This is a genomic window from Paenibacillus sp. 01T47, assembly GCF_056398245.1.
The window spans coordinates 137,990-158,485 of sequence record NZ_JBFTPA010000020.1 but is presented as its reverse complement, the minus strand read 5'-3'; the positions used below and the strand labels follow the sequence as shown (position 1 = coordinate 158,485).

Annotated in this window: 17 protein-coding genes; 10 read left to right on the top strand and 7 right to left on the bottom strand. The window is 42.7% G+C overall.

Features of this window, described 5'->3' with window-relative positions:
* The first annotated feature begins 292 nt into the window (after window positions 1–292).
* From AC1DOV_RS28760 to AC1DOV_RS28730, 7 genes are all read left to right on the top strand, one after another.
* A complete protein-coding gene (locus AC1DOV_RS28760; protein WP_477512297.1) occupies window positions 293–817 on the top strand; it encodes a hypothetical protein in 525 nt (174 codons plus the stop codon).
* A 529-nt stretch (window positions 818–1,346) separates the two neighbouring features.
* Window positions 1,347–1,748, top strand: coding sequence for a hypothetical protein (locus tag AC1DOV_RS28755; RefSeq protein ID WP_477512296.1), 402 nt, complete (start codon window positions 1,347–1,349; stop codon window positions 1,746–1,748).
* A 102-nt stretch (window positions 1,749–1,850) separates the two neighbouring features.
* Entirely contained in the window at window positions 1,851–2,204 is a 354-nt protein-coding gene (locus AC1DOV_RS28750; RefSeq protein WP_477551666.1) for a hypothetical protein, read from the top strand.
* Window positions 2,205–2,884: 680 nt separating this feature from the next.
* On the top strand, window positions 2,885–3,478 hold the full coding sequence (locus AC1DOV_RS28745; RefSeq protein WP_477551665.1) for a YdeI/OmpD-associated family protein: 594 nt from the start codon (window positions 2,885–2,887) through the stop codon (window positions 3,476–3,478).
* A 123-nt stretch (window positions 3,479–3,601) separates the two neighbouring features.
* A complete protein-coding gene (locus tag AC1DOV_RS28740; protein WP_477551664.1) occupies window positions 3,602–3,940 on the top strand; it encodes a hypothetical protein in 339 nt (112 codons plus the stop codon).
* Between the two features lie 209 nt (window positions 3,941–4,149).
* Window positions 4,150–4,488 carry an ArsR/SmtB family transcription factor gene (locus AC1DOV_RS28735; protein WP_430061946.1) on the top strand — a complete coding sequence of 113 codons (339 nt, stop codon included), beginning with the start codon at window positions 4,150–4,152 and terminating at the stop codon, window positions 4,486–4,488.
* Between the two features lie 65 nt (window positions 4,489–4,553).
* Window positions 4,554–5,555, top strand: a complete 1,002-nt coding sequence (locus tag AC1DOV_RS28730) for an NADP-dependent oxidoreductase (protein ID WP_477551663.1) — start codon at window positions 4,554–4,556, stop codon at window positions 5,553–5,555.
* A gap of 129 nt (window positions 5,556–5,684) precedes the next feature.
* Here the strand turns inward: AC1DOV_RS28730 and AC1DOV_RS28725 are convergent, their stop codons facing one another.
* The 6 genes from AC1DOV_RS28725 to AC1DOV_RS28700 all read right to left on the bottom strand — a co-directional run bounded on the left by AC1DOV_RS28725 (window position 5,685) and on the right by AC1DOV_RS28700 (window position 13,359).
* A complete protein-coding gene (locus tag AC1DOV_RS28725) occupies window positions 5,685–7,205 on the bottom strand; it encodes an ABC transporter substrate-binding protein (protein ID WP_477551662.1) in 1,521 nt (506 codons plus the stop codon).
* A gap of 29 nt (window positions 7,206–7,234) precedes the next feature.
* The gene (locus AC1DOV_RS28720; RefSeq protein ID WP_477551661.1) at window positions 7,235–7,996 is read right to left on the bottom strand and encodes a response regulator transcription factor; all 762 of its coding nucleotides are present in this window, start codon (window positions 7,994–7,996) and stop codon (window positions 7,235–7,237) included.
* The gene (locus AC1DOV_RS28715; protein WP_477551660.1) at window positions 7,971–9,734 is read right to left on the bottom strand and encodes a sensor histidine kinase; all 1,764 of its coding nucleotides are present in this window, start codon (window positions 9,732–9,734) and stop codon (window positions 7,971–7,973) included. Before AC1DOV_RS28715 ends, AC1DOV_RS28720 begins: the two co-directional genes overlap by 26 nt.
* Before the next feature lie 145 nt (window positions 9,735–9,879).
* Entirely contained in the window at window positions 9,880–11,373 is a 1,494-nt protein-coding gene (locus AC1DOV_RS28710; protein WP_477551659.1) for an ABC transporter substrate-binding protein, read from the bottom strand.
* Between the two features lie 87 nt (window positions 11,374–11,460).
* Window positions 11,461–12,390 (bottom strand): carbohydrate ABC transporter permease, encoded by a 930-nt coding sequence (locus AC1DOV_RS28705; RefSeq protein WP_477551658.1) that lies wholly within the window; start codon window positions 12,388–12,390, stop codon window positions 11,461–11,463.
* 12 nt (window positions 12,391–12,402) lie between these two features.
* Window positions 12,403–13,359, bottom strand: a complete 957-nt coding sequence (locus AC1DOV_RS28700; protein ID WP_076270575.1) for an ABC transporter permease — start codon at window positions 13,357–13,359, stop codon at window positions 12,403–12,405.
* Between the two features lie 177 nt (window positions 13,360–13,536).
* On the opposite strand from AC1DOV_RS28700, the gene AC1DOV_RS28695 reads away from it, so the two are divergent.
* A complete protein-coding gene (locus AC1DOV_RS28695) occupies window positions 13,537–13,935 on the top strand; it encodes a hypothetical protein (protein ID WP_477551657.1) in 399 nt (132 codons plus the stop codon).
* Window positions 13,936–14,231: 296 nt separating this feature from the next.
* Here the strand turns inward: AC1DOV_RS28695 and AC1DOV_RS28690 are convergent, their stop codons facing one another.
* A complete protein-coding gene (locus AC1DOV_RS28690; RefSeq protein WP_477551656.1) occupies window positions 14,232–15,107 on the bottom strand; it encodes an AraC family transcriptional regulator in 876 nt (291 codons plus the stop codon).
* Between the two features lie 143 nt (window positions 15,108–15,250).
* Here AC1DOV_RS28690 and AC1DOV_RS28685 point away from each other — a divergent pair, with 143 nt between their 5' ends.
* Both AC1DOV_RS28685 and AC1DOV_RS28680 read left to right on the top strand, forming a co-directional pair.
* Window positions 15,251–17,845: a GH116 family glycosyl-hydrolase gene (locus AC1DOV_RS28685; RefSeq protein WP_477551655.1), complete on the top strand. Its 2,595-nt coding sequence runs from the start codon at window positions 15,251–15,253 to the stop codon at window positions 17,843–17,845.
* A gap of 475 nt (window positions 17,846–18,320) precedes the next feature.
* A complete protein-coding gene (locus AC1DOV_RS28680; RefSeq protein ID WP_477551654.1) occupies window positions 18,321–20,450 on the top strand; it encodes a GMC family oxidoreductase in 2,130 nt (709 codons plus the stop codon).
* Window positions 20,451–20,496: the final 46 nt, after the last annotated feature.

Here is a 20,496-nt window from a genome sequence, read left to right as displayed (position 1 = left end):
GCCATAGAGCCAAGTTCACCACTTTCGATCTCTCCGATTATGGTAAGTTTCTCTGATGCGGAATATTTAACTTTAGACATGAAAATGCTCCCCTCATAGCAACAGGTTTTTTATTATTTCACCTGTCTACTATTTGGGGAGCATATCAATTAATCGGTAGCCTGGTTGCGTTTACGAGAAGCTTAGTTGAGATGAATAAGTTAATATTGGATGATATACCATAAAATAAAACATTTTCGAATATCTAACGTCTATTCAGTTATGATTGTCAAAATTAAAGAGAGGGGTTCTTATGAAATTACCTGCAATTAAATTATTTGTAAGTTTGAATATTATGCTATTCCTGATTATGGGTTGTAATAGTAGTAATGAGGAGAGCGATGTTAATGAATTCTCCATCTATTTAGTTAAAGAACTATCTACAACTGATGCGATGAGTAAAGAGCTTAATGATCTACCTTTAGAAACTATACCTGTGCTTACAGCCAATGAAATGAGAACATATAATTGGATCGAACATGAATTCATAATGAAGGAAAGCATTAGTCTAGAGGAAAAGTTAGAAGGAAAAGTACCTGCAAGCGGTAAACCTTTTGTTGTAGTTGTGGGTAACGAAAGAATATTTTTAGGTAGTTTTTGGTCCAATTTATCATCTCTATATAGTCATGATATTGATATTCCAAAAATCTCTTCTAATTGGCTTAAAGGAAGTGATAAGGAAATATACCAAATTCGCTATGGAAAAAATCCCGATCCTAGAGATGATACTAAAATATTTGAGGTATTAAAAGGAATGGGGAAGATTGTTAATTTCTAACTACTGAGAATAAAGGTGAAATCCATGAATCTTAAGCTTGAAACGATTCAATCAACCAACGATAAGCTCAAAGCAACAGAGAGAGCACTTTCAAATAGTAAAAAACAATATGAAAAATTTCTCTATTCACGAGTGGAGGTGTGTAATTGAAAACTCTATATCTAATACTAGGTGGAATCATTAATTCATTTTTAGCGCAGATGTTTCCATACATTATAAAAATCAGTGCATCATGTATATATGTAATAGGTTATTTTATGGGATTTCATGATGGTTCTGATATGAGAGGTGAAGAAGATGTAATAATCGTCCTTCTACCCATAACTCTTTTATTATTAACTACATTTCTAGCTATTTTAATATTTAGCAATCGAACAATTTTCAGAAAAATAAATATAAGAAAATCACGGTTCGTTTTGTTCAGTTTTGTATCCTTTATACTTTTTTTTAGTTTAAGCATGATGATTTTTGACCCTCCTAATCTTACATAACGAAGAGATAGAATTGATAATTATGGAGGTTTAAAAGTATGGATGAAATAGTAGGAGAATGGTCTGCAGATGCTTTATTTGATCCGGGACCTAGTGATGAGATCATTTATTTTCTAGAACACGGAGATGGGTGGATAGAATACCTAAATTGGTCACTCTCCGCAATCGAAACATTTAGATGGTGGCGTAATGAGGAAGGGAGAATTAATATTAAGGGAGAAACCATCCATTCAAACTCTGAACCTCTGAGAAAGTCAAATAAAGTACATTCAAATTTATTAATAAGTATTCAACAAGGAATTACCACATTAGATAAACCCATAACTATCCTTACAGTAGAAAACGATAAGCTATATGAAAAAAATAAGTATGGCCTAGTGAATAAAACAATAGAAAAGGATTATTTGGCTAAAAGACTGCTACTTTTAAATAAAAGATAGTTTAACTGTGAACGACAGTTTGAGTTAATGGGTAAATAGTTAAAAAAAACAATGAGCAGTTTGTTGTGATACTGCTTACTTGTTGAGATGTCGGGGGAAAATATGAACGCTTTTGAATTGGAGAAGTTCGCTAAGCAATACAATTCTTTTGAAAAAGTACATGAGGGATTCTGGGTATATGTAAACTCTTGGCTTAGTGATGAGCCGAAAGAATTTGTTGAGGCATTTAACAGTAATGATATCTCAACTTCGACAAAGCTTTCAAATGAGAGAATAGCCCTAGTTATTAATTATCGATGGGACGATCCAAAATATTTTGTTCAAACCACATTGAATGTTGAGATAAATGAGAGAGAAATTGCTCAGTATCATTTATTACAAACTCTTGATGGCGAAGATATGGATGATGGACTCAGTTTTTCTAACGTATGTTTCGTACCAAGAAATATAGATTGAATACATTCTTCAAGTTATACGAGTAGGGAAGGTTGAACGCTATAACTTCTAGATCTAATTGTTCTGCTTGATCGGTATGACCATAGGGAATACGTACGGTGGCTAAGCAGATCGTGGAGCGATATACAGCTTATCTGGTGCTAATCGCAGTGTTCGCCGAAAAAATCAATTAAGATGAATATCGCCAGTATGCTCAATCGATGTTAGGCATAAAAGAGGAATGAATGGAGAGGCTTCCGGAATGTTCCGGAGGCCTTTATTCTGTTTGTTTAAAGTGCCAAAATGTAAAAATAGACTGATTTCATATAACAATGAGAACGATTGTCCAACAAGCACAAGTATGAGGCGAACAGCAGGAAACAAAAGCCCTCATGAGTCAACTAGCATGGTAATATCTTGTGAGGGTATATCTATAAATTTGGTTGTATACAATGAATTTGATAAGATAAAAAAGTGATTTATAATAGAGTCTGTATGCAAACTGTACAATCCATAAAAATGCAGTACAATGGAAACTATGTGCAACTGATGAAAAAGTGATGACACGGTATTAGTCGGTGTCCATCAGCTTGGAGCGGGCACAAAAAGGGACAAGCTTAGAAAGTAATCCAGTAGATTTATTAATGATCTGCTTATTATTAAAAACATAATAGTAATATGATGAAGTGGGGTATTCCTTGATGACAAATAGTGGACTGAATCTTAAGGTTGATGGATTTATAGGTAAATCTAAAAAGTGGAAAGAAGAATATAAGAAGTTGAGAAATATCGTACTTGACTGTGAGCTGACCGAAGAATATAAGTGGATGCATCCTTGTTACACGTTTCAGAATAAAAACATAGTTTTAATCCATGGATTTAAAGAATATTGCGCGCTTTTGTTTCACAAAGGTGTTTTGTTAAAAGATCCCAATGGCATCCTAATCCAACAAACAGAAAATGTACAGGCGGCACGCCAAATTCGGTTCACCAGCGTTCAAGAAATAGTTGAAATGGAAGCTATCTTGAAATCCTATATTAATGAAGCCATTGAAGTTGAAAAAGCCGGTTTGGAAGTGGTTTTTAAAAAGAATACAGAATACACAATTCCTGATGAATTTCAAAACAAATTAGATGAAATGCCTGCCTTGAAAACTGCTTTTGAAGCATTGACGCCAGGACGGCAAAGAGTGTACATTTTTTATTTTTCTGAACCCAAACAATCCAAAACTCGCGAGTCAAGGGTTGAAAAATATAAGCAGCAAATTTTGGATGGAAAGGGTTTAAATGATTAGGATGTGTATTTGTTTTCCTGTTCGAAAGAAATAGAAGAACCAAGTCGCTAAATACCATTTAGCTAATGGGACTTATAATGAAATCTATTGGCTTTTTAAACTAAACGGTAAAAGAGTGATTTTATGTTCATTGTTACTGTGGAGATGACTCAGGAGCGAAAAGATCAGCTGCTTAACTGGATTGACTCACATCAGAAGGCTACAATGGAAAATGATAAGGGAACTCTGGCAGGGCTGAATTGGATGGTTGATAAGTTGGATTTAACTGATCATCTCTACTCAGAGATGGCTGTAACAACTCCTTTTATTATTAACCAAACTATTATTGATGAATGCAAGAAGAAGTTTGAAGAAAATTGGATTCATGCGTTATGGAATAGCGGATTTGCTTTGGCAGTATTTGCGGTTATGGATCTATTTAACATTCAAATTGTGGAATTTCCAACTGCAAAAAGAAACTAAGTATGCTTGAAATACATAGATGAGAATTGCGATTTGTAAAATGAATTAAAGATAGTGCTAAATATAAAATAGTTAATTATGATTCTGCGGATAAGAACGGATACAAGCGCTGCTCCGCCAGTATAGGTATTGTATAAAAAATTTGATCTTATCAAAAAGTTGGTTATAATAGGTTTATATAATTAAACGAATGAACGGAAGTGGAGTGTATGAGCCAAAATACTGAACAGATTGTACAGCAATTTAAAGATTCCATTCCCTTGCTGGATGTCCTTACAGACGAAAAACGTCAAGCCATAATTTTGCTGCTTGCACAGCATAAAGCTGGACTTAATGTTAATACTATAGCGGATCAAATTGACTTGTCCCGGCCTGCCGTCTCCCATCATTTGAAGGTATTAAGACAGTCTGGCTATGTTAGTTACGAGAAAAAGAGCGTGGAAAATTACTATGTCCTGACTCTCCGCAAACCATTAGAGCAACTTAAATCTTTAATTGAGGCTATTGAAGCTCAGTGTAGCGGATCTTTGCAATCTTCAATGGAATAAAATGAATTTCTTTTGTTCTATATGTTTATATGTTTAAACGAATGATCTTAATGGGAGTGATAATAATGAAGGCTATAACGATTGAGAGATATGGTAAAAATGTACCCTTAATAATGACGGAACGACCAATGCCTACAATTGGAGAACATGATGTATTAGTTGAGATTTATGCGGCAAGCTTAAATCCTATCGATTTCAAAATAAAAGAAGGAAAAGTAAAATTACTGCTAAAGTATGACTTTCCTTTAGTTCTCGGAAATGATTTTTCTGGGGTAGTAACGAAGGTTGGTGAACGCGTGAGCGCATTTAAACCCGGCGATGAGGTTTATGGAAGACCACGCAAAGACAGGATCGGAACGTTAGCTGAATATATTGCCATTCATGAAGATGATATTTCTCTAAAACCACGAAACCTAAATTTTGAAGAAGCGGCATCAATCCCACTGGTCGGACTTACGACATACCAAGCCTTTTACGATATTTTGAATCTTCAAAAAGGGCAAAAGATTTTGATACATGCAGGATCTGGTGGTGTAGGCACCTTTGCTATCCAACTGGCCAAATGGATGGGCGCTTATGTCGCCACAACAGCAAGTGATAAAGGCTATGATTTGGTCAACTCACTGGGAGCCGATCAAATCATTAATTATAAAACAGAGAATTTTGAAGAAATGCTTACAGGCTATGACGCGGTGTACGATACCTTAGGTGGGACAGCATTGGAAAAATCATTCCAGGTACTGAAACCAAACGGAAAAATTGTATCGGTCTCCGGCCTGCCTAACTCCAGATTTGGCAAAGAAGCAAAATTAGGCTGGTTGAAGACGGCCGTTCTATCCATTGTGAGCCGTAAAATTACAGCCCTTGAGAAGAAAAGCGGTACGAGATATCATTTCCTCTTTATGAAACCAAGCGGAGCGCAATTAAAGATCATTAAGAAGTTTATAGAAGAGGGTCACATTATTCCGGTTATTGATAAAGTGTTTGATTTTAAAGATACAGGGCAAGCCTTTCAATACCTTGAAAGCGGAAGGGCTAAAGGAAAGGTAGTCGTTAAAATAAAGTAAGTTTTACCAAGTAAAATAGTAGAATGACAAAAGGCAACCGATATCGGCTGCCTTTTCCGCTCAAGTACATATTCAATAGTAGGCTGTGTGGATCGGTTCGCTGATTGGATGTGGGAAGCATTATAGCATTTACCTCTTTGCGCTTCGCTTCTCATCCAATTGCTTCTGTATTTCTTTCCGCACCTCTTCGATACCTGCTTGTTTTAGCTCCTCGTTAAATTTGGGGAGGATTGTGTCAACATCGACTGTACCGGTCATAAGGCTTGGATAGTATTTTTTCCAAATCATCTCGATGTTATCGGTTTGGGCGGTCAGCTTAGATAGATCAGGCGTGAAGCCTAGAATGGTGGACTTGATTGCTTCAGCGTTGTATTTGCGGAATTGATCCCACTTATCGAGCGGTTCCGGGTTATCGCCGCCTATAGTTTTCAAGATAAACCAGTTACCCTGTGTATATTGTACTCCTGCATAGCTCGCTGGTGCATCCGGGATCGGGTTGCCTAGGCTGTCTTTGCCGGGAATGGGGATCGCTTGCCCATGTTCACCTAGCGTGTAATGCAATCCTTCAATTCCATAGTTAAATAGGTTTCGTATTTCAGGGTCTGTATTAAGCAGGTTCAGAAACTTAATAGACGCAACAGGATGCTTGGTGTTGGCATTAATGGCCATGATTCCGCCACGGACGGATTCCGTAGTGACGACACTATGGGTTACAGGATTCGATACAACCTTGTAGCCGCGATCCTTACTCCAATTCGTATCCGAGAGTGGGCCGCCGCCTGAGGATTTCCAGAATACCTGATCCCCACGCTTAAGTCCGCCAGGCTCCCGCAGTGCAGCATCCTTGTTAATGAAGCCCTCTTTATAATACCGTCGCATTGTGTCTAATATCTGCCGGGCTTCCTTTGTTTCAAAAATATTCACGACCTTAGAGTTAGGGTCCAGTGATTTCACCATTAACGGAACTTTGTGATTCAAAATATACTCGTAGCCATAGAGAGCGAAGAAATTTTGTGAATCCCGATCTAATTCCATTGGTATATAGGTTGGTTCATTCTGCTGAATCATCCGGAGCAATGGTTCTAGCGATTCCAGCGTATTATACTTGGTGATATCGATATTGTACTTTTTTACGATCGAAGCAGGGTACATCCAATGATCACGTACAGCCAGTTCTTTATTGGTCGGTACACCATAAATGCCTCCATCATTCATTCGTACCCCTTGCCAGAAGGTGGGGTCAATCGTGTCGTACAAATCCTTACCTAGACTCAAAAGATAGTCATCAAGTTTTAGCCATGCGCCGCGCATAGCGGTAGTTGCATAGTTGGGGGCAAAAGCAATGTCGAACGGGCTACCTGCGGATATGAGCGTGTTCAGCCGATCCTCATACTCCTGCCAACCCACCTTAATATAGGTGATGGTCACGCCAATTTTACGAGCCATAATTTCATTAATTTTATCATTTACGAGCTTCAGATCTTTGTCAGGCTCTCCAATTGTGTAATAGATCAGATTTACCGTGTCCCCATGATATTTATCATTGTTGTTTTTGCTGGCTTGCCGGGAGCAACCGGTTGTATACGCTGTGAGCAGCAGTATAATACTGAATGTTATGAAGATATATCTGTATCTAGAGTGCTTTTGCATCGATATCCGCCTTTCTGCCGAGTTCGTTGTTAACCTTTTCCCCGCAGATCAGAGGGAGATTTTCCGAAAAAGCTTTGAAAATGTGTATAGAAATAATTGAGGTTGTTGTAGCCGACGGAAAGCGCGATAGAAGAAATCTTCTCATCTGTCGATTGAATTCGTTCTTGTGCAAGCAGCATACGGTAAGCCATTAGATATTCTGAAAATTTTATTTCGGATTCTTTAAGAAATAATTGTCCGAGATAGGTACTGTTCATCTGGAAACGTTCTGCCACTGATTTTAAAGTAATATTCTGAGCATACTCCGTCTTGATCATGAGCAAAATGCGGTTAACCAGCTTGGATAAGCTGTCATAACTTACACCGAGTACCGGGTCCTTGTTCAGGCTCTCACAGCTAGCATTACCTATCGTACCATGGAGATCCTCAACAATAATCTTCTCAATCACTTGCTGCAGCTTTGTACGATCTAATGGCTTGAGCAGATAGTCTTTCACACCACAGCGAATGGCTTCTTGGGCATACTTGAATTCACTATAGCCGCTCATAATTACATATTTGGTAGGGATTTGGAGCTCATTAAGTCTATGAATCGTTTCATAACCAAGATCCTTGCCAACACAGACATCAAAAATAGCGACATCAGGCAGCAGGTCTACAACCTTGGACATGGCGGCTTCCGTAGATTCGCACGTATCTATTCGACTGAAACCGTATTGTTTCCAGTCGAGGATTCGCTTCATCCCCTCCAAAATCTGTGGTTCATCATCCATTATCAGCAGTTTGTACATGTTCAATCACCTCTTTTGGAATCCGTACAGAAATCTTAACTCCAGCTTCCTCATTATTTCCAATCTCTATAAAAAAGCTTTTCCCGTAAAAGAAGTGCAGCCTCGTGTAGACGTTGCGCAAACCGATACTCTCGGAAGAAGTATCATCCTGGTTGGATAGTGTGCTTCGCACTGCATTTAAACGCTCCGCCCCAATACCACGCCCATTATCCACAAATTCCAATACATAATAATCTTCGGCTTCCCAGCCGTTAACGATATACAAATTAAACTCATTGCTTGCGCTAAAGCCATGGATGAAAAAGTTTTCAGCCAAAGGCTGCATCCAGAACTTTACGGTAGGGATCGAGAGTAGCGCAGGATCTACATTGACCTGATAAAAAAAACGTTCTGGATATTTAAACTCCATAATTTCTAAATACTTTTGCAACAATTCCAGCTCACTTGAAATCGAAATAATATTTTCCTTTTTGACGATTTCGCGATAGAGCGCCCCTAAGGTAGCAATGGCATCAGCGGTATCTCTGTCCTGATTAACTAGAGCAGTGGAGCGGATGACCTCTAACGTATTATAGAGGAAATGTGGGTTGATTTGATTCTGAAGCGCTTTCATCTCGGTTTCTTGCTGCTTTAGTTTAAGTAAATATTCATTGCGGATATGCTTATCTAACTGCTGAATCATATCATCTAGTTCCCTTGCAATCATGCCGTATTCATTTCGACGATAACGGGCAGGGCGATTAGGTGTGAAATTAGCAGATTTCACGCGACCAATCGATTGAATAATGCGGTGCAGGAAGCGGAAATCATCCCGCATATTATACACAATGAGCAGTAGTACACTTATCATGGTCGTTATTACGATCAGAAAGATGGTAAGCAGCATCCTGGCATGCTGCTTAATCAGCATGGATAAATCAACGATGCTAACGAACTTGAAATTAAACTTGGTGGATGGAAAGGTAATATAAAATATATGCTTGAACAAGCCCTGTGAAATAACGCCATGACTGCGTCCATTCGCCGCTGCGAGACGCGATAATTCCTCTAATTTCTGATCCTGCCCGCTGCCGATAAGGTAGACCTCACCAGAGGTACTGACTGCAGCAGCTTTTCCCAAACGATAATTTTGTATAGATTTAAAGACTTGATCGCTGCTGACCAAGAAGCGCAGCTCCCCTAATTCCTTAGAGCCCAGTGATGTATCCGATAGTTTCTTGCGATATACGAAGCCTTTTAGAATCGTATCGTGAAAAGCTTCGTCTGTATTTGGAAGACCGAATATGAAGCTTGCAATTCCGTTTTCGTTAAAGCGTACAACATTGCTATACTGATTGGTATGCAGACTAACCTGCGTAATTTCACCCTGCGCCCAGCTGTACAGGTAGGTTTTAATATCCTCTGGGAAGGATACCAACGGCTGTGAGAATTGGCTGTTTTGCAGACTATTGGTTAAATAGCCTTCAACACTGCTGTTCAAAAAGCTGCGAGCATCTTCCATTAGACTATGATTGGAGTATATACGCTGCATGTAAGCCTCAATTCGGTCAGCATCGTACTGCAGCTCATTCTCTACACCTGCGAACGCATTTGCAGCCTCTAAACGAGCATCACCAACCCACTGATTCAGCAGCATGACACAGGTCAGAATGCCAAGAGCGAGTCCGATAGTTACGACAAAGACGACATAGGCAATAAACTTGTAACGATAAATTTTGATTTGTAAAAAAGAGCTCATATGGCACCTCAATTGCAGCAGCTCGCCTTAAAGCAAGTGGTTTCCATACCACTTTATCATGATTAAGCGAAGCTTCATAGATAGCAAGAAATAAGCATCCCATACAGAGTGTCTCAATAGGGGATGCTTATTTAACTTACTTAACTTACTTGAAGTAGTTATTAATTTGCTCTTGAGCCGCTTTCATAATCGTATCCATACCAGCAGACTTTAATTCAGCAGTAATTTTCGGAATCATTTTCTCTGGATCGGATGCGCCTGTAATGAGTTCATATTTGTATTTATCCCATACGGATTGGCAATTTGCCACTTCAGTCTGAAGATTGCTGATGTCCAGTGCGAAACCTAGCACTGTGGAAGATGTCGCTGCGTCATTCAGCTTTTTAACTTGATCCCATTGATCCTCAGGAGCACCTTTGGTAACTGCTAGATTAAAGAATGTACCTTGGGAGTATGCAGCCAGCGGCCAAGTATCAGAAGTACGCTCGATAACCTTTTCGCCATCCACATTTTTGTAATCTACGTCTAGCTCGCCGAATGCAAGCATATTGCGTAGTTTTGGATCAGTATTGACTAATTCGAGGTACTTCAATGCTTCTTTCTTATATTTCGAATTCGCAGAAATCGCATTCAGGGAGCCTTGGATCGTGCTTGTTGTATAAATAGGGCCAAAGTGTTGAACCATATCATATTTTTCAACAGCATCATTGATTTGCCAGCTTACTTCTGCACCCGGAAATGCCTGAGCTGCAAAGAATGGTCTGCCTTTATCATTCTCTGTTTTAGTCGGAGCATCTGGGTTGATGATGCCATCTTGGTACCATTTATGCAGGAGCTTCAGATCGGCCATAACATCAGGCTGCTCAAGAACAGAAACAACCGTACGTGATGCATCGTCAGCTTTTACGCCAACTGGAGTGAAGCCTAGTGTTAAATCATCATAATTGTTAAAGAAACCATTCAAGCCTTCACCTTGCGTCATCGGCAATGGGTAGAAGCTTTTGCCTTCGCCGGACTTGATGTTGTGAAGCGGTTGATCAAGGTCCTGCAGGGTTTTGATGTTGTTGATATCAATATTGTACTTTTGGACGTATTTATCATCGTACACCCAATATTGCGTTAGTGCCGAATCCTTATAAGTAGGAACGGAATAATATTTGCCGCCAATTTTCGTGCCATCCCAAACCTTTTCAGGAATCAATTTGTATAAGTCAGGCGCATCACTTTGAACTAAATCAGTGATATCGGCAAAAGCTCCCATAGCCACTTGCTTGCTGTATTTACCGCTGTTTGTGAACATAATGTCGAAGGGTTCGCCAGTATTCACAATTGTGTTGATTTTGGTGTCCCATTCACCCCAGCTGGCTACTTTGATGTCAATTTTTACACCAATTTTCTCCGCTGTATATTCATTCATAGCATCGATCGCTTTGCCGAAGTTATTAGGTACTTGGCCGCCGATCGTCCACCAGATGAGCGTCGGAATATCCTTGCTTGGTGTTTCGCCGTCCTTTGGTGCGTCTGTCGTTGACGGAGCATTTGTTGCAGCTGGAGAGTTTGAGCCGGAGCAGGCTGCTAAGCCACTCACCAGTAGTGTGAGAATACAAAGCGTAGAGATGAACTTCCAAGATTTCTTCATTTCATTTCCCCCTTATTGAAGTTGTGTCACCGTAAGCGTTATACAGTGATCTATCATAAACCAAGCAGGCTTGGTTTATTTCGTTGATTATCCTTTAACTGCGCCAATCGTTAACCCGGAAATGAAATATTTCTGGAAGAACGGATAGGCGAAGGCTACAGGCAGAACAATGATAATCGCTACAGCCATGCGGGCAGATTCCTTCGGCATCGTTGCGACGAGCACGGCATAGCTAACGCCCATACTTGCAGCGTTTTTGGCAAGCGCATCGACATTGCTCATCAAGCTGTTAAGCAGTGCCTGCAAAGAATATAGGTTCTGGTTGTTGATGTATAACATCGATTGAAACCAGTCATTCCAATAAGAGAAGCAGAGAAATAGTCCAATGGTTGCAATGACCGGCAGGGAAATCGGCAGAATGATGGAGAAAAAGATTCGCAGCTGGCTCGCACCATCAATTTCTGCTGATTCAATCAGCCCGTCAGGAATTGTGCTTTTAAAGAAGGTTTTACAAATGATAACGTTAAATGAAGAGACGGCAAGCGGCAGAATAAGTGCCCAGACGCTGTCTTTTAGTCCTAATAGATTAGTATTAATGAAGTAGCTGGAAACCAGACCGCCATTGAATATCATGGGGATGAAAACGACCCAAGTTAGAAAGCCCTTCAGTTTGTAGTTTGGTCGAGAAAGGACATAGCCCATGGAAGTGGTAAGAAATATACCGAGCACAGTACCAACCACCGTAACAAGAGCGGATACGCCGAGCGCTCGCAAAATCATCGTTCCTTGCTTGATCACATAAGCGTATGCTTCGCCTGATAATGCAACCGGCAATAGATGATATCCTGTCTCACGTATGGAGTCCTCACTGGAAAGTGAAATGGACAGCACTACAATTACGGGTATGACGCAGATCAGCGCCAAGACGATAAAGATCAGGTTGAAAAATAGGTTTACAACGTTGCTTGTACGGTTGAATTTCTCAAGACCTGTTTCGTAAGTCTTTCTCGTTGACATGGTCTTACCTCCTTACATCATCGCGCTATCTGGATCGATTTTGCGAACAATCCAATTAGCGATTAGAATAGTTGCACAACCCAGAACGGACTGTACGAATGCGGCAGCAGCTGCCATTCCTAAGGTAGCGGATTTCAGTTGTTTATACACCATGACATCGATGGTGGTAGACACGTTAAACAATGAATTGGAATCTCGCGTGACCTGAAAGAACAAGCCGAAATCGGTGTAGAATATACGTCCAACTGATAGAATGAACAGCATGACGATAACGAGTTTGAGCATTGGCAATGTAATAAAACGTGTTTGCTGCCATATGGAAGCGCCATCAATTACAGCTGCTTCATAGTACGTGCTGTCAAGGCTTGTGATGGTTGCCAAATAAATGACCATGCCATAACCTAAGCCTTTCCATACATTTAAGAGAATTAGAATGTACGGCCAGTAAGCCGGCTCCATGTACCAGTTAACAGGATCGCCGCCCATGTTGACGAGCAATTGATTAAGAATCCCTTTATCAAAGCTTAGGAACGCCCAGCCTACAGCAGATACGACAACCCAAGATAAGAAATAAGGGAGGAACATCATCGTCTGATAGACTTTGCTTGCTTTGCGGCTGTGGAGCAGCCCGATCATAATAGCGAAGAGAACGGGCAACACAATACCTAGAACGATAAAAATAATGTTGTATCCAATGGTGTTTCGAATAATGATCCAAGCGTCATTTGACTTGAATAAGAACTCAAAGTTTTTGAAGCCTACCCAAGGACTATTAAATACATTGCTCAAAAACCCGCCGCTAATTTTGAAGTTTTTGAAGGCAATAATGATCCCGAACATAGGTAAGAAACAAAACAGGATGTACCATATCGTTGTAGGCAATGCCAAGAGGGTGAGTTCCGTATCCTGCTTGTGCCAACGAATTCGTAAGCGCTTTCTTTTATCTTGAAGTTCAACTGTCGATTTCATGCCTTTTACTCCTTTCGGTGTCTTCTCGGATGTGTTGCACTTGTTAAGCTCATTGTATAATAGGAGGATTTGATGCTTCTAGATAACAAACTTGATACTATAGTCAACAAACGTTAGATTCGATCATTCTGTTTTACAGAACTTTAAGAATGGACTCAAGAACAGGACATGGATGCGATGGACGCGCTGGGCACTTCCATCTCGGCATCTGCTGGTGTCCCTGCTATTGGTACCCTCGTACATGATAGCGACTTGCTCTTCATGCGTCTGTACCGGAATGGCAGGATGGCCGATACGATAATCAATGACTTGGATCTATTCAACGAGATGTTCGAGGGGAGTCGTCCCCGAAAACGGAACGGGCTGCCTTCAAAATGGGCTGAGGTTTGTTCACCTGGTGTGAACCCTGTGGAACTAAAGGCGATTTGGGAGAAAGAAAGGGTCTTTGCTGAAGACGCGCTGGCGCTGGCGGCGGAGCTGCTGGATATTCCAGCTGATGCGGCAATGCGGGGTTATGAGACGGATTCAGATTTTAACCAACATACGAAGGTACTTCATTTGCGAAACGCAAATTAAGGGATACCACAGAAATGTCCTTTCCCTATGGCTATATACAGATGATGAATCCAGAGACAGCTGCCAAGCTAGGCCTCATGCGTAAATGGATGGACAGTTTTTATCAAAATGGCTATTCGTTTCAGCTTTCGTTTACATGAAAAAGGGTGGGCAAATCCGATCTATTCATTGCATTTTTTCCGAGAGAGATTGGGAAAGGCCAGCTGGTTAAAAGCTTGCCAGTATTTATTGGTGTAAAACCGGATAAAGGTTCAAGTTAAAGAAAAAAGATTGGTACGGACAGGCGGCAAATGTAGTTAATGACGTCGTTCCTGATCATAGTTCCTTTTGAAATAACCGGGATTGACCCCAGTTATGGACTTGAAAGTTTTGGATAAGTGATGAACATCAGTGAAACCGCAATATTCACTCGTCTGCTGCAGGGACATGCCTTCCTTCAACAGCTCCTGAGCATGCTGGATACGCAAGTTCAGTAAGTATTGATAAGGTGTCATATTAAATTGTTTCTTGAATAGTACTGTGAATCGAGAGGGAGAAAGGTCTGCTCTTTTGGCCATATCACTAACATTGATAGGTTCTGAGATGCGAAACGCTAAATAGGACGTAATCCAGTTCAAGAAAGGACGACGAGATGACGAGGCAGCTTGTGGCTTCATGTAACTTTTGAAAATCACGGTCAGAAATTCATAAGCCAGCTGATTGGCTTCCATGATGCCTAGATAGGTTTGTGACTGCCAGCATTCGATGATCTTGAAGACGAGGTCACGCAGCTTAACGGAGTGCGGAGTTTCAAGTTTAAATGGAATGAGTAAGGAATCGCATTCATGCAATCTAGGTTGTGTGTAGGTGGAGTAGGGGGACATGTCCAATTGTCCTGGTCGCGTGATAAAGCTCTTATCTTTCTCTGAATTATAAAAGAAATCCAGATGCACGTAAGGATTGATCGTATCGGTAATGCCTTTGATTGTATGTACATCTCCGGGCTGAAGCAAACAGAGATCTCCTGCTTTCAAGAGATGAACGTTACCGTTGACCTCGATTTCGAACGAACCCTCCTGCACGTAAAAAATGATATAATCCAGCAAATTGCGCTCGCCTAGGAAAAAAGGTGGACGGATCGCATAATCTGATTCGCGAACATAAGGAGCGATGATGTAGTCCTCTAATTTCATCGTAATCTGCCTCTTTCATTATAAAATAATCGTTTTATACATAAAAAATAGATCTTATATATACAGGAATAAAGCTTATATTCCATTAAGATGAAGGTAGATTGCTGTTCAAGTATACCATGATCTTAAGGGAGGGTATAAGCGTGAAAAAGGCGTATAAGGGTACTAAAATGAGAGAAATAAGTTTTCCGATTGGAGGAATCGGCAGCGGAAGCATCGGTCTTGCAGGCAATGGCCGGTTGGTGGACTGGGAAATATTCAACCGTCCAAACAAGAAGAGTTTCAACGGTTTTAGCCACTTCGCAATAAAGGCGGAGCGGGAGGGAAAAGTGCTGGATGCGCGGGTGTTGAACGGCGATTTGCAAGCGCCATACGTCGGCGAGCATCTTCGCGGTGCTCCGCTCCATAGCGGATACGGATTCGGACCTGAAAGCCAGACGATGGCGGGTATGCCGCATTTTCGAGAGGTCGAATTCAGGGGCGAATTCCCGTTGGCAGGCATGTCATTCGCGGAAATCGATTTCCCCGGGCGAATCGAATTAGTGGCCTTTAATCCGTTCATACCGCTCAAAGAGGATGACTCGAGTCTTCCCGCGGCTTTTTTTGAGTGGGAAGTTGAAAATACAAATCATGAAACGATTGCATACACGTTATGCCTCTCGGCTGGCAACCCCATTCCGACGGAAAAGGTAAATCACCGATACAGCATGATGGAAGGCACCGAAGGCGAATGCATACACATGATTAAGCTAAGCTCTGACCAGCATGACGATGCGCACGATCAGTTCGGCGATATCACACTGTCAACTGATGCACCAGATGTCAGCTACCAAGAATTCTGGTATCGCGGCGGCTGGTGCGACAATCTCGAGATGTTCTGGCATGATTTCACGCAGCAAGGACGTTTGCAAAATCGGCAGTATCCCGTGACTGAGCCGCCTTTGGTTCGCAAAGACACGGCATCACTTGCTGCTCATATTGAGCTGAAGCCCGGAGAAAAGAGAAAGATTCGGTTCACGATCAGTTGGAACTTTCCAAACGTGGAAAACTATTGGAATCCCAATCCGCTAGGCTCTAACAGCTGGAAAAATTATTATGCGACGCTGTTTGAGGATTCCAGCGCATGCGCGAAATATGCGTTTGACCATTGGGATCGTCTTTACAGTGAGACCGTTAGGTTCAAAGATGCGTTGTTCTCATCGACTGTGCCCGATGTTATCAAGGATGCGGTGTCTGCAAATTTATCCGTGGTCAAATCGGCAACAACACTTCGTCTAACCGACGGTTCCTTCTATGGATTCGAAGGCAGCATCGAAGATACTGGCTGTTGCGAAGGTTCCTGTACGCATGTATGGAATTATGCTTATGCTCTGCCCTTCCTGTTCCCACGCTTAGAGCGCAGCATGCGGGATTTAGATTTTAAATACAACAAACGCGAAGACGGGAGAATGTCATTCCGGTTAATGCTCCCGCTCGGACGCGAGCGGATGGATTCCCGTGCTTGCGCGGATGGACAATTCGGCGGCGTTATTAAAGCATATCGAGATTGGAAAATATCGGGCAATACAGAGTGGCTTACGTCTGTCTGGCCAGAAATCAAGCAAAGCATTACGTACGCTTGGGCCGATACTAACGAGGACAAATGGGATCCAGATAAAACGGGCGTATTGTCAGGCAGGCAGCATCACACTCTTGACATGGAGCTATACGGACCGAATTCTTGGCTGAGCGGATTTTACTTAGCGGCCCTTAAAGCGGGAGCGGAGATGGCGGCATTCTTGGGTGAGAGTGAAACTGCTGACGAATTTGACAGCCTGTTTCGATCGGGGAAACGATGGATCGACGAGCATCTGTTCAACGGCGAGTACTACGTGCAACAAGTCGATTTATCGGATAAATCGCTGCTCGATAAATTCGACACGGATACCGTCAGCACGTATTGGAACAATGAACGAGGGGAAATCAAATACCAGATTGGGGAAGGCTGCGCCATTGACCAAGTCATTGCACAATGGCACGCTAATTTATGCGGTTTGGGCGAAATTTTCGATAAGGAACAGATGCGTACAGCTTTGAAGTCGTTGTATCGGTATAATTTCAAATCCAGCATGAGGCGGGAAGCGAATACTTGGCGCTTGTACTCTCTAAACGACGAGGGCGGACTCGTGATCTGCACTTGGCCAGAGGGCCGACATAAGCCAGCGATTCCACTGACTTATAACTCGGAGACGATGACCGGCTTCGAATACCAAGCGGCTGCGCACATGATTCAAGAGGGTTTCATCGATGAGGGGGTTTCCATTGTTCAAGCGATCCGGGAGCGTTACGACGGCGAGAAACGCAATCCGTGGAACGAGATCGAATGCGGCAGCAACTACGCGAGATCTATGGCCAGTTACTCCTTGCTGCAAGCCTTCAGCGGCTTCGAATATGACATGGTCGAAGGCATGATCGGATTCAAACCTGTTCAGTCGGATGTGGATAAGTTTCGAACGTTATGGTCGCTTGACATGGGCTGGGGCGTCTACGAGCAAAACGAGACACAGACTCAGCTGCAATTACTGGGCGGCAAGCTGGTCTTAAAATCGATTGCATTACCAGAAGATAGAATCGAAACGATTAAACAAATCGAATTAGGCGATGCTAGTTTGGCTTATATCATCGTAGAAGATAGGATTCATTTTGAACCGCCGATTATCATTGATGCGGGAAACATGCTTTTAATTAAGCATGCTTAGAGGCAAGAGGTTAGTTTTATCCAGTCTGACAGAACGTATCCTACCTCATTAAGTTAACTATTTCGACCAAAGCGGCATTTGTACGTATGCTTGATATGCGTTTTAACATCCAGAAAAGCTCTAGTTTATGGGCATTTGCGAACTTAAGCCTATAACCACTGTTCTCAGAAACGGTGGTTTTTTGTTTTATATTAATTTTAATCATTAGGAATAGTAGTTTACTATTTTGGAATGAACTAAGAATGAAAAACACTTGAACAACTCGGTGAAAAGTATAATATGGAAATGAAGCTATACTTAAGTAGATGTATTCGTGTCATTTTAAAAGGTTAAAAAGTAAGGTTAGTGGTGCATGAAGAACTTTGGGGACTGCGTGAAGCAAGCTGGTAAGGTATCGTTGTGCAAATAAAGGAGGGGCGTGCATGAGGATGAGTCAAGACGCTGCTGTTAAAAGCCAATGGGTGGTGGAGGTTCGATGAGGATTGACGATCAAGAGTATATTTCGAGCGAGCTTCTTTTAATTTTGGAAGCGGTTGCAGATCAACTGATTCCAGGAGATGCATGGCCGTCGGCGACCGATGGAGGAGTTATAGCATACCTGAAACGTATTGCTGCTCAGGATACCGCTGCCTGGACGGATCTAATAGAACCAGGACTTCGTGCATTGGAAGCAGAGGCATTAGCTCTCCATGACCAACCTTTTTCGGAACTATCGCCTCATGAGAAGGATCGATTGTTGCGCGACGTTGAGCATGATTCTTTTGGCGGCTGGCCTGTTTCATCCAAACGTTTCTTTGACACTTTATTGTGTCTGGTCGTTGAAGGATACTATGGAAGCCCGGAGCTTGGCGGGAATAGTGAAGGAAGATCATGGGAAATGATCGGGTTTCGTCCGGGGACTGTCCCGGAAAGCATTGACACGGTCCCAGAAATAGATTTACCGCAAAAAAACTTCGATCAGCTTCGGGAGCAATATGATGTGGTCATCATAGGTGCTGGCGCTGGCGGCTCGGTAGCGGCGGCTGTATTAGCTGAATCAGGGCTTCAAGTTCTCGTTATTGAGCGTGGAAGCTGGCTTCGTTACAGTCAGGTAGGCAGTGATCATTTGCGCAACCATCGTTTTAGCAAATATGGTCATAACACTGGACCAGGAATGGAAGGCAGCCCTCGTACGATTCTATTGGCGGGCGGAGATGAGCGAATTACGTCGCCTATTGATGGGGACTATCATAATAATGCAATGACGCTGGGTGGAGGGACACGGGTTTACGGAGCGCAGGCATGGCGATTTCATCCAGATGACTTCCGCATGGCGAGTCGCTATGGAATACCAGATGGGAGCTCGCTGAGCGATTGGCCGATTAGCTATGAAGAACTTGAACCGTATTACATGCAGGCGGAGTGGGAAGTTGGCGTCTCTGGTGATGGGAATGCCCATTCTGGACGCGGGAAGCGACGACAGGATTATCCAATGCCAGCGCTGTCACGTACGCTGGAGGCAGAACGTCTAGCAAGAGCAGCAGAAAAGTTGGGATGGGAAGCGGGTCCGGTGCCGCTGCTCATCAACTCCGTTGATAGGGATGGTCGGCCAGCTTGCGGCCGGTGCGGACAGTGTGTTGGATTTGCCTGCCCGACCAATAGCAAGAATGGCGGGCATAATACGATGTTAGTGAGGGCAATCGCAACTGGTAACTGCGACCTGATCTGTGATACCACTGTGGAGCGCATTGAAACCGAGGGTGGAAAACATGCTACCGGGGTTCGTCTCGTGCAGCAATTGGAGGGCTCAATCCAGCGACGGATAATACGTGCGGGGCATGTTGTAGTTGCTGCCGGAGCTATCGAAAGCGCACGCCTCCTACTCAACTCGGCAACGGAATCAGAACCGGATGGAATCGGCAATCGGAGCGGACAAGTAGGAAGAAACCTTCAAGGGCACGTCTACTCTGGTGCATACGGCCTCTTTGATGAACCGATTCAAGACGGTCTTGGTCCGGGAGTGAGCATTGCCACTTTCCGCTTTGACCATAGTAACGAGGGCATTATCGGGGGAGGGCTGCTTGCCAACGAGTTCACTCGGTTGCCGCTTATTCACTGGTATCGAGCACTTGCCCCGAATGCGGCACGATGGGGGAGCGCAGGCAAGGAAACCATGCGGCAGAGCTTCTTGCGCACCAGCCAAATTCAGGGGCCGATCCAAGAGATCCCGAGCGCGGAATCCCGAGTGCGGCTATCGAATGCGGTAAAGGATCGCTTTGGCATACCTGTTGCTCAGCTCTCGGGTAGCGTCCATCCTGAGTCGCTGCGAGCTTCAGCCATGCTGGGAGAGCAAGCAGAGAAGTGGCTCTGGGCTGCTGGGGCAAGTGAAGTTTGGCAAACTCGGGCAGGTGGCGGGCTTAGCGCCGGACAACATCAGGCAGGTACACTTCGCATGGGCAATGACCCTTCTACTTCCGTGACTGATCCCTTAGGTCGTGTACATGGATACGACAATCTCTGGGTGAGCGACGGATCTGTTCACGTGACCAATGGCGGTGTTAACCCGGTGTTGACGATCATGGCTTTAGCTTTCCGTACTGCAGAGAACCTCGTGAAACAAGGGTAGCGAAAAATTATAGAAGCATAGTAACAAAAAACTGAATCATAAAAAG

What these genes read in the sequence shown, in the direction of transcription:
- AC1DOV_RS28730 (WP_477551663.1), top strand. Translation starts at nt 4,554, where the DNA reads ATGAAGGCTATAACGATTGAGAGATATGGTAAAAATGTACCCTTAATA.
- AC1DOV_RS28720 (WP_477551661.1), bottom strand. Translation starts at nt 7,996, where the DNA reads ATGTACAAACTGCTGATAATGGATGATGAACCACAGATTTTGGAGGGG.
- AC1DOV_RS28700 (WP_076270575.1), bottom strand. Translation starts at nt 13,359, where the DNA reads ATGAAATCGACAGTTGAACTTCAAGATAAAAGAAAGCGCTTACGAATT.
- AC1DOV_RS28695 (WP_477551657.1), top strand. Translation starts at nt 13,537, where the DNA reads ATGGACGCGCTGGGCACTTCCATCTCGGCATCTGCTGGTGTCCCTGCT.
- AC1DOV_RS28740 (WP_477551664.1), top strand. Translation starts at nt 3,602, where the DNA reads ATGTTCATTGTTACTGTGGAGATGACTCAGGAGCGAAAAGATCAGCTG.
- AC1DOV_RS28710 (WP_477551659.1), bottom strand. Translation starts at nt 11,373, where the DNA reads ATGAAGAAATCTTGGAAGTTCATCTCTACGCTTTGTATTCTCACACTA.
- AC1DOV_RS28760 (WP_477512297.1), top strand. Translation starts at nt 293, where the DNA reads ATGAAATTACCTGCAATTAAATTATTTGTAAGTTTGAATATTATGCTA.
- AC1DOV_RS28750 (WP_477551666.1), top strand. Translation starts at nt 1,851, where the DNA reads ATGAACGCTTTTGAATTGGAGAAGTTCGCTAAGCAATACAATTCTTTT.
- AC1DOV_RS28705 (WP_477551658.1), bottom strand. Translation starts at nt 12,390, where the DNA reads ATGTCAACGAGAAAGACTTACGAAACAGGTCTTGAGAAATTCAACCGT.
- AC1DOV_RS28690 (WP_477551656.1), bottom strand. Translation starts at nt 15,107, where the DNA reads ATGAAATTAGAGGACTACATCATCGCTCCTTATGTTCGCGAATCAGAT.
- AC1DOV_RS28725 (WP_477551662.1), bottom strand. Translation starts at nt 7,205, where the DNA reads ATGCAAAAGCACTCTAGATACAGATATATCTTCATAACATTCAGTATT.
- AC1DOV_RS28715 (WP_477551660.1), bottom strand. Translation starts at nt 9,734, where the DNA reads ATGAGCTCTTTTTTACAAATCAAAATTTATCGTTACAAGTTTATTGCC.
- AC1DOV_RS28735 (WP_430061946.1), top strand. Translation starts at nt 4,150, where the DNA reads ATGAGCCAAAATACTGAACAGATTGTACAGCAATTTAAAGATTCCATT.
- AC1DOV_RS28755 (WP_477512296.1), top strand. Translation starts at nt 1,347, where the DNA reads ATGGATGAAATAGTAGGAGAATGGTCTGCAGATGCTTTATTTGATCCG.
- AC1DOV_RS28680 (WP_477551654.1), top strand. Translation starts at nt 18,321, where the DNA reads ATGAGGATTGACGATCAAGAGTATATTTCGAGCGAGCTTCTTTTAATT.
- AC1DOV_RS28745 (WP_477551665.1), top strand. Translation starts at nt 2,885, where the DNA reads ATGACAAATAGTGGACTGAATCTTAAGGTTGATGGATTTATAGGTAAA.